Source organism: Rahnella sp. CFA14(1/10) (assembly GCF_004195095.1).
Lineage (GTDB): Bacteria > Pseudomonadota > Gammaproteobacteria > Enterobacterales > Enterobacteriaceae > Rahnella > Rahnella perminowiae.
In genome coordinates, this window is record NZ_SEWS01000001.1 from 405,303 (window position 1) to 419,333 (window position 14,031).

At 47.5% G+C, this 14,031-nt stretch carries 18 protein-coding genes; 8 read left to right on the top strand and 10 right to left on the bottom strand.

Annotation, left to right across the window (positions count from 1 at the left end):
• Positions 1-186 precede the first annotated feature (186 nt).
• Positions 187-759 (top strand): manganese efflux pump MntP, encoded by a 573-nt coding sequence (mntP, locus tag EVX52_RS01995; protein WP_129951788.1) that lies wholly within the window; start codon positions 187-189, stop codon positions 757-759.
• Here mntP and rlmA read toward each other — a convergent pair.
• A complete protein-coding gene (gene rlmA, locus EVX52_RS02000) occupies positions 751-1,572 on the bottom strand; it encodes a 23S rRNA (guanine(745)-N(1))-methyltransferase (protein ID WP_129990499.1) in 822 nt (273 codons plus the stop codon). The genes mntP and rlmA overlap by 9 nt on opposite strands.
• Positions 1,573-1,719: 147 nt before the next feature.
• Between rlmA and pgeF the strand changes: the two genes are divergently transcribed.
• Positions 1,720-2,421 (top strand): peptidoglycan editing factor PgeF, encoded by a 702-nt coding sequence (gene pgeF / locus EVX52_RS02005; protein ID WP_129990500.1) that lies wholly within the window; start codon positions 1,720-1,722, stop codon positions 2,419-2,421.
• Positions 2,422-2,480: 59 nt separating this feature from the next.
• Here pgeF and cspE read toward each other — a convergent pair whose 3' ends face one another.
• The 3 genes from cspE to EVX52_RS02020 all read right to left on the bottom strand — a co-directional run bounded on the left by cspE (position 2,481) and on the right by EVX52_RS02020 (position 4,953).
• Positions 2,481-2,690 (bottom strand): transcription antiterminator/RNA stability regulator CspE, encoded by a 210-nt coding sequence (cspE, locus tag EVX52_RS02010; RefSeq protein WP_002221949.1) that lies wholly within the window; start codon positions 2,688-2,690, stop codon positions 2,481-2,483.
• A gap of 41 nt (positions 2,691-2,731) precedes the next feature.
• A complete protein-coding gene (locus EVX52_RS02015) occupies positions 2,732-2,848 on the bottom strand; it encodes a DUF2627 domain-containing protein (RefSeq protein ID WP_071823629.1) in 117 nt (38 codons plus the stop codon).
• Positions 2,849-3,963: 1,115 nt separating this feature from the next.
• Positions 3,964-4,953, bottom strand: a complete 990-nt coding sequence (locus EVX52_RS02020) for an MBL fold metallo-hydrolase (RefSeq protein ID WP_129951791.1) — start codon at positions 4,951-4,953, stop codon at positions 3,964-3,966.
• 186 nt (positions 4,954-5,139) lie between these two features.
• Here EVX52_RS02020 and EVX52_RS02025 point away from each other — a divergent pair, with 186 nt between their 5' ends.
• Positions 5,140-5,430: a hypothetical protein gene (locus EVX52_RS02025; RefSeq protein ID WP_129990501.1), complete on the top strand. Its 291-nt coding sequence runs from the start codon at positions 5,140-5,142 to the stop codon at positions 5,428-5,430.
• A gap of 61 nt (positions 5,431-5,491) precedes the next feature.
• Here the strand turns inward: EVX52_RS02025 and EVX52_RS02030 are convergent, their stop codons facing one another.
• The 4 genes from EVX52_RS02030 to EVX52_RS25655 form a co-directional block, all read right to left on the bottom strand.
• On the bottom strand, positions 5,492-5,728 hold the full coding sequence (locus EVX52_RS02030) for a DUF4060 family protein (RefSeq protein WP_013576199.1): 237 nt from the start codon (positions 5,726-5,728) through the stop codon (positions 5,492-5,494).
• Positions 5,729-5,863: 135 nt separating this feature from the next.
• Positions 5,864-6,166, bottom strand: a complete 303-nt coding sequence (locus EVX52_RS02035; RefSeq protein ID WP_129952136.1) for a phage protein NinX family protein — start codon at positions 6,164-6,166, stop codon at positions 5,864-5,866.
• Positions 6,167-6,314: 148 nt separating this feature from the next.
• Positions 6,315-6,587, bottom strand: a complete 273-nt coding sequence (locus tag EVX52_RS02040) for a YebO family protein (protein ID WP_129951793.1) — start codon at positions 6,585-6,587, stop codon at positions 6,315-6,317.
• A 117-nt stretch (positions 6,588-6,704) separates the two neighbouring features.
• A complete protein-coding gene (locus tag EVX52_RS25655) occupies positions 6,705-6,947 on the bottom strand; it encodes a PhoP/PhoQ regulator MgrB (RefSeq protein ID WP_238485812.1) in 243 nt (80 codons plus the stop codon).
• Positions 6,948-7,618: 671 nt separating this feature from the next.
• Here EVX52_RS25655 and EVX52_RS02050 point away from each other — a divergent pair.
• On the top strand, positions 7,619-10,312 hold the full coding sequence (locus EVX52_RS02050) for an autotransporter outer membrane beta-barrel domain-containing protein (RefSeq protein ID WP_129990502.1): 2,694 nt from the start codon (positions 7,619-7,621) through the stop codon (positions 10,310-10,312).
• A gap of 185 nt (positions 10,313-10,497) precedes the next feature.
• A complete protein-coding gene (locus EVX52_RS02055) occupies positions 10,498-10,734 on the top strand; it encodes a YobH family protein (RefSeq protein ID WP_129951795.1) in 237 nt (78 codons plus the stop codon).
• A gap of 66 nt (positions 10,735-10,800) precedes the next feature.
• Here EVX52_RS02055 and EVX52_RS02060 read toward each other — a convergent pair whose 3' ends face one another.
• The gene (locus tag EVX52_RS02060; protein WP_015697897.1) at positions 10,801-11,046 is read right to left on the bottom strand and encodes a DUF2766 family protein; all 246 of its coding nucleotides are present in this window, start codon (positions 11,044-11,046) and stop codon (positions 10,801-10,803) included.
• A gap of 201 nt (positions 11,047-11,247) precedes the next feature.
• Here EVX52_RS02060 and EVX52_RS02065 point away from each other — a divergent pair, with 201 nt between their 5' ends.
• From EVX52_RS02065 to EVX52_RS02075, 3 genes are all read left to right on the top strand, one after another.
• A complete protein-coding gene (locus EVX52_RS02065; RefSeq protein WP_129951796.1) occupies positions 11,248-11,439 on the top strand; it encodes a YebW family protein in 192 nt (63 codons plus the stop codon).
• A gap of 127 nt (positions 11,440-11,566) precedes the next feature.
• Positions 11,567-13,207 carry an ABC transporter substrate-binding protein gene (locus EVX52_RS02070; RefSeq protein WP_129990503.1) on the top strand — a complete coding sequence of 547 codons (1,641 nt, stop codon included), beginning with the start codon at positions 11,567-11,569 and terminating at the stop codon, positions 13,205-13,207.
• Between the two features lie 143 nt (positions 13,208-13,350).
• Positions 13,351-13,566, top strand: a complete 216-nt coding sequence (locus tag EVX52_RS02075) for a DUF2767 family protein (protein WP_129951798.1) — start codon at positions 13,351-13,353, stop codon at positions 13,564-13,566.
• 65 nt (positions 13,567-13,631) lie between these two features.
• Here EVX52_RS02075 and EVX52_RS02080 read toward each other — a convergent pair whose 3' ends face one another.
• Entirely contained in the window at positions 13,632-13,922 is a 291-nt protein-coding gene (locus EVX52_RS02080; protein WP_129951799.1) for a hypothetical protein, read from the bottom strand.
• Between the last annotated feature and the right edge of the window lie 109 nt (positions 13,923-14,031).

A 14,031-nucleotide genomic window follows, 5' to 3' on the forward strand; every position in this document is an offset into this window, starting at 1 on the left:
TATAGCAGAATGCATACTTACGAGAGATTTAATTAACCTTACCCTTTAAAGTGTCGTTAATTACGCTGTCCCTGAAATTCTATTCCCCTCCAAACTACAGCGTTATTTAAAAACCCTATTTTATTTGGTGTTGTCCCCGATAAAAAGAGTGTGGTAAGGTTTCGCCGTCATTTGGGGGCTACTCTCGTGAATATATCCGCTACGCTTATTCTTGCTTTTGGCATGTCTATGGACGCCTTTGCTGTGTCAGTCGGTAAAGGAGCTACCCTCGACCGTCCCTGCTTTCGGGAAGCCTTTCGTACGGGTCTTATTTTTGGTGTTATAGAAGCCATCACACCGCTGATTGGCTGGTCTCTGGGACTGGTAGCCAGCCGGTACATCATGCAATGGAGCCAGTGGGTCGCATTTACCCTGCTGTTGATTCTGGGTGTACGCATGATCATCGAAGGGCTGAAAAATAAGCCGGAAGAGAACCTGACGACGGCAACCCGCCATAGTTTCTGGATCCTGGCGGCTACAGCTGTCTGCACCAGCCTTGATGCGTTGGCGATCGGTGTGGGTTTAGCCTTTCTTGATGTGAACATCATACATACCGCGCTGCTCATCGGTATGGCGACCACGGTGATGTCAACGCTTGGGATGATGCTCGGACGTTTTATCGGCCCGCTGCTAGGCAAATGGGCCGAAATTCTGGGAGGTGCAGTGCTGATCGCAATAGGATTAAACATCCTGCTGGAGCATCTGGGTTATTTACGCTGAGGGACGCTGATGTATTCTGATGAGAAAGTCTGTCTCGCATTCAAAGGCCGTCTGAGCCTTTAAGCTGGTCATCACTGCTTCTGTCGCCCGCCATGCGAATGGCGTCATCTGCAATAAATTAAATGCCTCTTCTCCGGAAAGCTTCATGCCATAGGCGAGTGTTTCAGTGCTTATCCGGTCAAAACCTTCCAGCCGTTCATCAAGATCAGTGTGCAGTTGTACATCCTGATAAATCAGCCCTTTCAGTTGGTATAAGTGACGCGGCCCTGGCGCCACCGTGATCACCAACCCGCCCGGTTTTATCGCCCGGTACAATTCCTGCGTCTTACAGGGTGCATAAATGCGAATAACTGCATCCAGCGAACCATCAGCAAAAGGCAAGCGATGGCTGGAGGCCACACAAAATGACACATCGCGATATCGTCTGGAGGCATAACGGATGGCAACTTTCGCCACATCCAGCCCGAAAACTTTCAACGCACGCTGCGGCATCAGCCTCTCAGCGAATGCTGCCGTGTAATACCCTTCCCCGCAGCCAATATCCAGCAATGCGTCTGCAGTTTGCGGGATGGCTTTATCAAGAATATCAGTCAGACGGTCCCGCAGAGGCTGATAGTGTCCGGCATCCAGGAATGCACGACGTGATACCATCATCTCTGTGCTGTCACCGGGCTGCTTTGAACGTTTATGCTGCACGGGCATCAGATTGACGTACCCCTCTTTCGCATTATCAAACTGATGATTAGCCGGACAACGCCATTGCTGACCGGTCAGCGTAAGCGGCTGGAAACAAAGCGGGCACTGATAAGTCATGCGGAAAACCTGCAAGAAAAGTCTGAGGGAGCGAAGATTCGCAATAGTGTTAAGTCTAAAGAAGGTGTTCCGGTGTTGCAACAGCTGGAAAATCCCGTTCAAAGGCGGCTACACTGGTTCCATAACATTTTTCTAACGAGAAACGAGATGAGTGACCACTCAGCTTTACTCCATCAAATTCCCGGTATTGTGCATGGCTTCGGCGATAAACAGGCGCTACTCCCTGAGCATCTGCGCCGCTATGAAGCAACCCGGCCCGAAAAAAAACAGGTACACGGCACACGGATTGTGGATGTTACAGTCCCGGGCCAGCAATGCGGCGAAGCCGACGGTTTCATCACAGCAACACCAGGCATTCTTCTGGCCGTTTTCACTGCGGACTGTTTGCCGGTGATTTTCTGTCGTAAAGATGGCAAAGAAATAGCGGCAGTACACGCAGGTTGGCGCGGGCTGATCGATGGCATTCTGGAAAAGATGGCACAGCGGATTAATCAGTCGGGTGATACAGCACAGTGGGTTGCCTCTGTCGGCCCGGCGGCGGGGGCGTGCTGTTATGAGGTCAGTCAGGAACTGATTGATGCCTTTATACAACGTGTCGATTTACCTTCTGAACTCATCACACCATACCAACGTCATCTTGATCTGGCTGCCATTGCCGAAGCCAAATTGCGGGCGTTGGGGTTCGCAGACGTTGATCATACCGGCAGTTGTACAATTTGCTCGCCCGATTCGGCAGGAACCGGATTCAGGTATACCAGTTTTCGCCGTAACAGCCATCAGCGGGCACAAAACCCGACACATCCGGGTATCAGTGGCCGTAACCAACAGTCAGGAATTATGATCCTCTGAGCTTCAGCGGCAGACACAAAAAAACCCGCCTTGGCGGGTTTTTTTACAGCGAAGGCTGCTTAGATTGCAGTTACGTTAACTGCTGACGGGCCTTTCTGGCCGTCCTGGATTTCGAACTCTACGTTCTGGCCTTCAGCCAGAGTTTTGAAGCCGTTACCCTGGATTGCAGAGAAGTGTACAAACACGTCTTTGCTGCCATCAGCAGGAGTAATGAAACCGAAACCTTTAGACTCGTTGAACCACTTAACTTGACCTTTGATCTTTGCCATCTTGAGTATTTCCTTTGGATTGTTTAAACCGCCCAGCGGCGTTACATAGACAAACTAGAGTCGTTACTGCTTGAGGCACTAAGATTAGAATCGGCAGAGAAGCGGTATTCAACGTGAACGTCTTTACTCAGAACTTCTATACTGAAAATGCCACACATATACAGAACTGTACCTCGTTTTACCCAGATGCGTTATCACATACTCTGAATTCGATGGCAAGCCATTTTTAATCAGTGATGGACATGTCGCACATATTTGAGCCGGTTAAAGGCACTTCGTGTTCAGTTAAGCTGAAATATGTTGATAGACATGCTTTTTTCTGCTTTGCAGTTTTACCTGCATATCAAACAAAACAATAACGACCTGTTTTGATTATTGATCATTTAATGCAGAACCGTAAGCGTAAACCTCACCTTTATTTGAATTTTTATTGTCTGCGTCACCCCAAACTCTCCACGCCAGCCCCCACAGCGTATCGCTACACAGGCCTTACAGTACGGGGTAGCGCCGGTGGCGGCGCATCATGCGGCGCTGACGGAGACGTGTACAACACACAAGACCTATGCCGAAAGTCAATGCCTGCCAATATGACTGGTTATGCAATAATCAATTACGCCATAGATGGATAAAATGGTGCAAAACAAACGGTGAAAATCATTAAACGCACCTTTTGTGTGCACCTGTACTTCCTGTCCTGATAATAGTAAAACCCAGCTGACTTCAGGGAAAATGAATTCCAAATCCGGACGCCCTCTAATGGCGATTTTTTATAGTGTCGATTTTGACATTATAATGAATTAAAGTTTGCGACTTGGTTAAATTAACATAACAGTTTGCAAACACTCACCGCAGACTTATTCAGATATTAAATATCAATATGAAAAACTAATATTAATTACCGTGATCCAAATCCCATATTAGCCTTCTACTGATAAGCGGCTGAGTGCGTTACCTGCCCGAAGGCAGCAGCGGGGATGAAGCACAACCCGCAGCCCGGCAGGCTTAACAAGGAGCAAGCAAGCGATTGTTTTTAAAAGATAAATACCACCTTTACTCATGAGGGGAAATTTCTGATAGCCTCATAACAAGATATTGAATTTCGTTAAAATTGCCTTAGAAATGGGTATTTAACCCGCAGCAACCTGATAATTAACATTCGCATAACACCTACGGAATGTAAGTGCTATTTGAACCCTCTCACCAAGTGATAATACTTCTCATTCGATAAATAAAATGTCTGCTTACCTGTCTCTGATGACTAAGGAAATGATATTCAATCTTTAGAAATGCTTGCACCGATTTTTAAAGGTTTAAATTCGATTTCAGGCGATTTACTTTGACTTATGGCTTCGGCTAATTCAGCCAATGGCTGGTCCAGAGATTCATCGGCTAATTCAAAAACACCCCAATGAATGGGAACCGCTTTTTTACAACGCAGCTCTGTAAACACCGTAACAGCCTGCTGAGGGTCCATATGTTGCGCACTCATGAACCATCGTGGTGCATAGGCACCGACAGGAATTGCCGCTAAATCGAAAGGTCCCAGACGTTGTCCGATCACGTCGAACTGGTTGCTGTAACCGCTGTCGCCGGAAAAAAAGAACTGTAAACCGGGATGGCTGACCACCCATCCACACCAGAGAGACCGGTTTCGATCCCATAATGTCCGCATACTCCAGTGACGTGCCGGGACAGCCGTAATCGTCAGTTCGCCAAACTGATGCTCATCCCACCAGTCCAGTTCCTCGACATAATGCGCTCCGCGCCGCTTAAGCCACCGCTTCATGCCCAAAGGCACGATAAATTGCACATGCGGAAATCGTCGTAATAGCTTACGAACCGTTGCACGGTCAAGATGGTCATAGTGATTGTGGGATAACAGAACAACATCTATCGGTGGGAGTGCTTCTACCGTCGCCGCCACCGGTGTTTTTCGCTTAGGCCCGTAGAAACTCATTGGCGAAGCGCGATCAGACAGGGCGGGATCCATCAGAATGTAGCGCCCGGCAACACGCAGCAGTAAACAGGCATGTCCTAAAAACCACAAACGATCATCAGACCCGCTAAAATCGGCAGTCTGCCACCACTGGCTGGTAAATTGTTCGTAACCTTTCTCAGGAGGCGCTGGCAGGCGGAGCGCCTTACGTTCTTTCCGCCAGCGTTTGAGATCACCCTCCTGACGGTTATGGGGCTCAGCATTGGTAAAACCATCTGGTGTGTGATGTGTTTTTGACGGATTGTAATAGGGGTTTTTAGCTGACATAAGGCTCCATGAGATCACTTTTTAGTGGCGGCAGCGTAAAGCCATGATACGGATCAATTAGCATATTTACTGAACACACTACAGAGCGAAAGTGAAAAATTATGTGGCAATTCAGGCATGCCGGGGGGTTAAGAAAATCTTAATAACTTCATGTTTCACTGTAGATGTTCAAAAAGGAGATGACTTATGATCACGAACACTAAGAGTGAGCGTAAACACTTTGCGTCAAGGCTGACCCATATTATGCAGATCCAGACACAATATGGACGGCTATGGCTGCGTTCCCGCTTTCGCCGGATGACCGTTCCGGCATCAGTCAAACTCTTCCTGCTGGCCCTGCTGGGGCTGTCAGCTTTGGTTATCACGGGTACATTGCTGCTGATCTTCGATGCCATCGCACTGATGTCACATATTCTGAAACGGCCTTTCTATCGGGGCAGCTTGCGGCAACGTTGTCTGATGAGAAAGCCTGTATAACGAAAAACCGTGGCGGATATCTCCGGCACGGTTTGAGGGAACGGGAACATTTGACTGACTGTCAGGCAGGCATACCGCAAAGTTTGGTCAGATTTCTGGCGCCGATCATGAGGGTAGCAACATAGGACTGTCTGCGGGTCACAACTTCGACCGCGACACGCGCATCTTTATATTTGATGAGATAGGTTGAAGGCCAGCCCTGCCGGCGTTTGCCGTAGGCTTTTTCATGACTGTCGATAGCTGCATGGGCAACCACCAGATGGGAGAGAGTTTTATCACCTTTAATGATGCGCTTCATAATGGACTCCGCCTTAGACACAACTGTCAAAATGAGGAAACATTAATCACTTGATACGCATCGCTTTATGCGACGCTTATTCGAATCACTTCTTTGCAAAACTTTGTCACTCTGTGAGTATCTCTGCGCTTTTGTTTATGCGCAAGTCTTACTAAGCAGGAAACACACCATAGCGGCACGAAGCGGCCGTTTGCTTTGCGCCTGCCACTGCCCCTGAGGACTGCTTATTTCAGCCAGCCAGAGAGGATCGCTTTGTAACTCTTTAAAATTAATACTGATTCTGTTGGCGCAAATGATCGGCCACGCATCGGAGGGGTTGTTGCAATAATCTTTGCCTTTCATTCCGCCATAGGGATACCACTTCTCAGGCTCCTCTCCGGTCAGTAAGGCTATGTTGTGGTTCACTTCGCTGTCATTTTCTTCAGACCATTTGATCATCAGTTGTTCCATCCTGCAAGGCACATGCGTGGAGACTACCGGAGAAATAAGACAGTTTTATGAAAGTGATGATGCAGAACGAGAAGGGAAAATAGGACCAAAGTGCATACGGGCAATACCCGCCGGAAGGCGGGTTAACAAAACCAAATTATCTTTCGGGAATAAAGCCACGCAGGCTGAGTGCAGAATCATCATCTGCCTCAACAGGAGACACGTTAGTCTTCACCTGTGCAGCCAGAATCTTAAGTAATTCTGTCTGCTGGCGTTGCTGCTCAGCGATCTCCTGTAACAGAGCAACCTGTTCATTTGCCCTGACACTGGCGCGGCTAATAAAAAACCATACCAATACAAACAACAGTGCTGAAAGTGCACACAGCACCAATGAAGCCAGGCTGTTTTGGCCCATTGCGAAATCAAACATTGACTACCCTACCACTGACTGTTCAGAGCGTTCATCTTACCATCCCCGACAGGTCAGGGAAGCCATTCGCAAAAAAACAGGGTTTTCTTACCCAACCGTAAGCCGTGCTGACATCCGTCAAAAAGGGATGAATGAGGTAATTGCACATACGCCCAGATCAAAGTTGCCCCCCTGATCACAGTAACTATTTAGGGCCAGCAGATACAGGCCGATGCAAATGAGCAGGAAAAGAACGAACGTGACGATCCTCCGGACATTGAAAACAGGCTTTTTCAATTTAATGGCAGGTCTCTTTTGGTTTAAAAAACGTCTATCAGGGCTCAAAGGCGACGTCCGGCATTTGACTGAACAGGAGGACATAATACGACGAATATCCTAAACAACAATATAACGAAGCGATAGCTTTTACGTGCGATACAATGTGTAATAATCACAGACGTAAATCAAACAATAAAATGTATAAGTTTTATCTATAAATAGAGCGACAATCCGTGTTTGATCTTGGTCAAGCAAAGTCATGTTTACGTGCCTGCACTTCTGATAACTCACCTTTGATAATTTCTATAAAATAGACATCTTAATAAAACCCCCAGGCATTTTTATAAAGAAAGAACAGAACGTGAAATTATTAACGCATTCCCGAAAAATTTTAAAAACAAATATTTCCCCTAAACCTTACACTGACAAGATAGCCGGGCTTGTGCCTGGTGTTACATCCCAGAATCTGAGACAGGTAAGTCTTACCCAAGTCTACTCGCATGCGTGCTTTATCACTGCTATTTAGAAACAGATAAAGAAATTATTGGTTTTACAGTTGATTAATAAACCCAATAATATTGCGCTCATCTTTAAATAAAGTGACTTTTTGCGGATATTTCCAGGAACTTCCTTGTTGAATTATACCACCCGTTAAAATATCATCCCGCCGTCGAACAGTTCTTCTGTCTCTTCAGTTATATAAATGAAAGCATAATGGCTGAATTATTTTTCAGCTGATTCATGCTGACTATTTTTTGTTGAGGGATTAATAAATGCATGCATGGAATAAAAAGTTCTTCGTTTCTAAAATAGCGCTAGCCTGCGCTGTTGCAGTCGCGGCCCCCGTAGCAATGTCAGCCGATATTTCTGGCACCGTTTACGATGCGTTCTATCATGACTCCACGCTGGCGGGTCATATCGGATATCGTGGGTATGTAGATAATGATGGGGCTGACACCCGCTATACTGGCGGAGACATCGACTCTTCTATCAATAATGCTGTCGTTAATGGTGTTATTTCCACTCATTATCTCGGTTTTGATAGCAATAACAGCAACACGTTGAATATCACCAATACCACGGTTAACGGCATGATCACCTCTGAGTGCATGACAAGTGATTGCGGCACAACCCGTAATGATTATGACCAGTCTCCTTTGCAATTGATCATTGATAACTCCACCATTAATGATACTTACGAACACTTCGATTATGACATTACTGATGATAATAAAATTCGCGACCATGAATCCCTGAATACCTACGATATGGGTGTTGCAGTGACATTGAATCAGGAAAGTAACATCGTTATCGAAAATAACTCTCACGTCGCGGGCATTGCACTGACGCAAGGCTACGAGTGGGCTGATACAGACAGTAATAACAGTAATACTTTTGATAATACCCTGACGGTAAATGATTCCGTGCTGACTTCGGGTTCTTACACAGAATTACAAACCAGCGGTTTCTACGGCCAGTCGGATAAGCCAAGTGATTATGGTAATATCAGCGCGACGGGTATTCCGGCTGATGATATTGCGTTATCTGTTGTTGCCAGTGCAACCGCTGATAATGCAATGAAAACCAATGCCATATTCAATAATTCAACCATTGCAGGTGATGTCGATTTTGTCAGCACCTTCGACGAAGGTTATTATGTCGGTGGTCATGACAGCAATGCCGATGGCGTGCCGGATACCAATGGTTGGGATGATACAGATGAACTGAATCTGACGCTGGACAATGGCAGCAAATGGGTTGGTGCAGCCACTTCTGAAGTTCAGATGGATTCAGCCTTGTATGACCACAGCACTAACAGCATCTGGCCGGGCTCTGTCTTCAGCAGTACCACCGGCTATCTGACGGGTGATGATGTTTATCAAAGCGGTCTGTTTAATGTCGCGCTAAACAACGGTTCCGAATGGGACACGACTAAAACGTCAAATATTGACAACCTGACGGTTAATAACCGGTCTCAGGTCAATGTCGTTGAATCTGGCCTGCTGGCAGATCACATCTCTCTGACCAATGCATCAACGCTGAAAATTGCTGCACACGGCGATGTTAAAACAGATGTACTGAACCTGAACTCAGGCAGTCAGGCATCGCTGACTGAAGAAAGCGCCTCTCTTTATGCCAACACCATTGTAGTCGGTAGCGGTTCTGAGCTGAACCTGGATTTAGGGCAGATTGATACTCATAACATGGTTCTGACTGATAGCGGTACTTTCGATATCGGAAGTCGTGAGTATGTCCTTAACGCCGACATGAATAATGCACGTGACAAAACTGCCGCAGAGTATATTTATGATCAGGGCACCCTCGGTATCAACTCCGATGGTCATCTGGCCGTGAATGGCGTAACAAACGGCAATTATCAGGTCCGTATCGATAACGCGACAGGTGAAGGCCAGGTTGCTGATTATCAAAATAAAGAGCTGATCCGTATCTACGGCGGCAATGCGACCTTTACTCATGCTAACACCGCTGATCTGGGTGCTTATCGTTATCAGGCAGAGCAGTACGACGATACCGTAGTACTGGCCAGGCAAGGTATTACCTCTACCGCTAATGCTGCCCTGAGCCTGCCTTCTTCCAATGCTGCAACCTGGCATATGGAACAAGACACGTTAGAAGCCCGCATGAACAGTTCACGTCACACCCAAGGCAATGATAAAGGAGGTGTGTGGGTCAACTACTTCGGCGGTCAGCAAAACGGCGACAACGGCGTGATTGATTACGATCAGGACGTCAATGGCGTCATGGTTGGTTTGGATAAAGTCACCGAAGGGGGCGGCGAGCGGCAGTGGCTGGTAGGTATGGCCGCAAGCTTCGCGAAATCCAGCCTGTCTATGGATAATGCGGATGCGGATACTGACAGCCAGTCAGCACGTGTTTACGCCAGTCTGGACTTCAACACCGGCGCATTCTTTGATACTTCCCTGAGCTACAGCCACTTCAGCAACTCAACAGACAGCACCATGAGCAACGGTCAGCAAGTATCAGGTGATAGCTCCACTGATGCCTGGGGCTTTGGTCTGAAAGTGGGTTATGACTGGCAATTCGCACCTCAGGCTTATTTGACGCCTTACGCAAGTATGACTGGCGTGTTTATCGGCGATGATGATTACAGCATGAGCAACAATATGCATGTCAGTGATCAGGCTTATGACAGCATACGTTATGAACTGGGTGGTAATCTGGGTTATTCCTTCGATCTGGGTGCAGGTCAGGCAGTCAGCCCTTACGCCACTCTGGCGTATGTGTATGAGGATGCTAACAACGATGCAAACATCAATGGCGACCGTATCGACAATGGCATTGATGGTTCCGCTGTCCGCGTTGGCTTAGGGGGACAGTTCGACATGAGCAAAAACTTCACCGTTTACGCAGGGGCTAATTACCTTGGTGGCAGCGATGTTGACCAGCCGTGGGCAGCTAATCTGGGTATGAAATACCGCTGGTAATCTTCCCGGTCTGAATAGCATTCTTCAGTAATTTATTGGCCTCTTTTCAGGGGCCAATTTTTTTTAGCATCTTCACGGTTTTGCTGATTAGGATTCTGCTGCAGTGACATTTTCCTGGAAATAAATTCTACTATGCTTATCAACCTCCTGAATCGTTCAGGACAAGGGATTTAGGGAGTTACAGAATGGGCATAATTAAAACTATCATCGTGCTGGCCGTCATTTACGCGATTTTTCTTTTCTCGGGTTATGGCGTGACAGTTGGCAGCAATGAGAATGCTGCAGGGCTGGGTCTGAAATGCCAGTACTTAACAGCAAGAGGAATTGTCAGCTCGCAATATATTCACTCTGACAGTGGCGTCATCGGCGTGGCAAACTGCCCCATTTTCAAGCGGGTGGGTGAAGTGGTCGACAATAAATAGGCCGGATATTTCTACGTTGTACAGCAGCGTTGTCATGCCCGCAAATGCAGGCATGGCAACGATTTATCAGCTATCGTGCTTCGTGAATTTCAGCTCGATCAAGGAAATGGCTTTCTCAATAGCACGCTTTGTCACAGGATCAGCTCCGGCAGGATGCTTGCTGAAATCAATGCTTTTCAGCTGATGAGACATTTTCTCGCGCACTTCCGCTGGCGCAATAATTTCAATCACATCCAGTATTTGTTTAATTACCAGCTGGCATGCAACCAGATCGGATTCGATTTCCTGTTCTCTGTTCAAAGACTCGGACATGAGCTGCTCCTTTCATAACGGTCATTCATAAAAATTATGGCCGCGAGGATATCACGCTCTTTCCTGAAATTCTCTTTTCTGCATCGTTACGTTTTTGCGGTTAAACAATGCGGATAAATAAGCAGCAAACGCGCCTCGCCGGATGTTGCCAGGCGCATAATGGTTCTATGCTTAACAGGATGACAAAAAAGGAGAGGCGCTATGTTCGCACTTGTTTTGACTATTTGTTATCTGGGCGGAGGATGTGAAGACTTAGTGGTTGATGCCTTTAATACTCAGAAACAATGCACGGTCGCTATGCATCAGCAAGGGCTGCGCCAGGCGGGCTGTTATCCCATCGAAGATTTTATCGATGGTTACTGGATCCCTGCCCATGAGAACGCTGACTACTGAACCTTTGTGTCAGCATTCACATGGCGAGACAAAAAATGTCTTAATCATTGCTAAAGTGCTCGAAGAAAGGTATGAATACCCTGTTACTCATTGATATTTAACCATATTGACAGGGCAGGAAATGGCAATGACGATACGTAAAACTTATGGGTGCTATAAAAAACTTCCTCTCGCACTCCTTCTATCCGGTACTTTCATGGCTTCATTCGCCACGCACGCTGCAAATGTTCCTGCAGGTGTCGAGCTGGCAGCCAAACAGGAAATTGTCCGTAATAATGGCAGTGAACCTGCATCCCTTGACCCGCATAAAGTCGAGAGCGATGTGGAATTTAATATCCTCAGCGATCTTTTTACCGGACTGGTCACTATCGATAATAAAGGCAATGCGCAACCTTCACTCGCGGCTAGCTGGGATACCAAAGATAACAAAACCTGGGTCTTCCATTTACGTCCCGGCATCGTCTGGTCGGATGGTTCGCCCATCACCGCGCAGGATGTCGTTTTCAGCTGGCAACGTCTGATCGACCCGAAAACCGCTTCACCTTATGAAAGCTATCTGGGCAGCATGCACGTGTTGAATGCCGGCGACATTATTGCCGGCAAAAAAACTGCCGACCAGTTGGGTATCAGAGCGCTGGATAAGCAGACGCTGGAAGTTACGCTTGATCAACCGCTTTCCTATTTTCTCGGCATGCTGGCGCACCCGTCTCTCTCCCCAATCAGTCAGGCGGATGTGGAAAAATACGGCGATAAGTGGACTCAGCCAGGCAATCTGATCAGCAGTGGTCCGTTTAAACTCGATACGTGGACGGTCAACGAACGTATCACTGCCGTACGTAACCCGAACTACTGGGATAACGCACATACTGTCATCAATAAAGTCACGTATTTGCCGATTGCTTCCGGTACCGCCGACGTTAACCGCTATAAGGCCGGTGAGATCGACATCACGTCTACCGTTCCTTCGCCATTGTTTGCTTCACTGAAAAAAGAGCTGGGCTCACAGGTTCATGTCAGCCCGTATCTGGCCGTTTATTACTATGCAATGAATACCCAGAAGCCGCCGTTTAATGATGTTCGCGTGCGTAAAGCGCTGAATCTGGCGATTGATAAGTCGATCATTGCCGGTAAAGTAATGGGTCAGGGGCAAACCCCAGCCTGGCATCTTTCTCCGGATAACACCGGCGGTTTTACTTTTGCCAAACCTAAAGAAGCCAGCCTGACACAGGAACAGCGTAACGAAGAAGCTAAAAAGTTACTGACTGAAGCCGGTTTTGGTCCGAACCATCCGCTGAAATTCAACCTGCTATATAACACTTCTGAAGCGCATCAGCGCATTGCCATTGCTGCGGCTTCAATGTGGAAAAAGAATCTGGGCGTCGATGCCGTTTTACAGAATCAGGAATGGAAAACCATGCTGGATACCATGCATCAGGGTACCTATGAAGTGGTGCGTTATGCGTGGATTGCAGACTATAACGAACCCTCCACTTTCCTGAATACCCTGCGCACGGGTAACAGTGAGAACACGCCAAAATTCAATAATGCCGCCTACGATAAGGCACTCGATGATGCGTTAAAAGCCACGAACAAAACGGACGTGGGCAAAGCTTATCAGCAGGCGGAACAGGTATTAACCGAGCAGTCGCCGGTCATTCCTTTGTACCATTACGTCAGTACTCGTCTGGTCAAACCGTACGTAGGGGGATTCAACGACAGCCTGCTTAATTACGTTTACACCAAAGATTTGTATGTAATTAAGCATTAATCTGCCTTCCTCTCCTTACGGCAATGGATTGTCCGGGGAGAGGCATTTTCAAATGCTCCGCACCGCCCGTCTTTCCACTAACCCACTTGCCACGCGCAGCCCAGATGATAGATTGTACGTAAATCACACAAACGGGAGCTGTTATGAAATTCTCGGACAGTGAGATCCAACCGCTTTGGGATGAAGTGGCGCGTATTATCGGTGATGGCGTCATTCAGATGCGCCACAGAGGTGAGCCTCTGAGTGCCGATGCGCTGATTGGTTATCTCGACGAGCAACTGACCCGCGCGACAGGTGTCCAGCGCCGTATCATGCTGGGCGCAGCAATTAATATGCTAAAAGCCGACCGGCGTTGCTGATCCTGCGGCACTACAAAACCTCGCAGCCTTTTCGGGCAACGAGTCATTCATTTATGATCTGTCCTTCACTTCCTGGATTGTGCCGCACGCCCCTGCGCAAATAAGAAAATGCGCTGGGTAATATCATCAGCACCCAGAATATTCCCTTTCTGCTCCAGATTAGCTCTGGCATAAGCTACGTCATGGGCCTGGTCGACCATACTGATCACCCGGTCACGAGTCGGTTTATCCAGTATTCCCAGTAATGTCGTCAAAATCGCCTGATAGGCATTTGAAGCATACGTCAGGTGTCTTTCACGTTGTTCCAGCGCGTCAATGCGAACCATCAGGGCCTGCAATTGTTCTTGATGCGTCATAGCGGCATCCTTCTTCACGGGTGGAAAATAACCGGAGACAGCGGAGCGAGCAGACCTCCGCAGGTTACTTGCCTATAAGTCTAGCAGATGTAATAAAAATAAAGCCCTT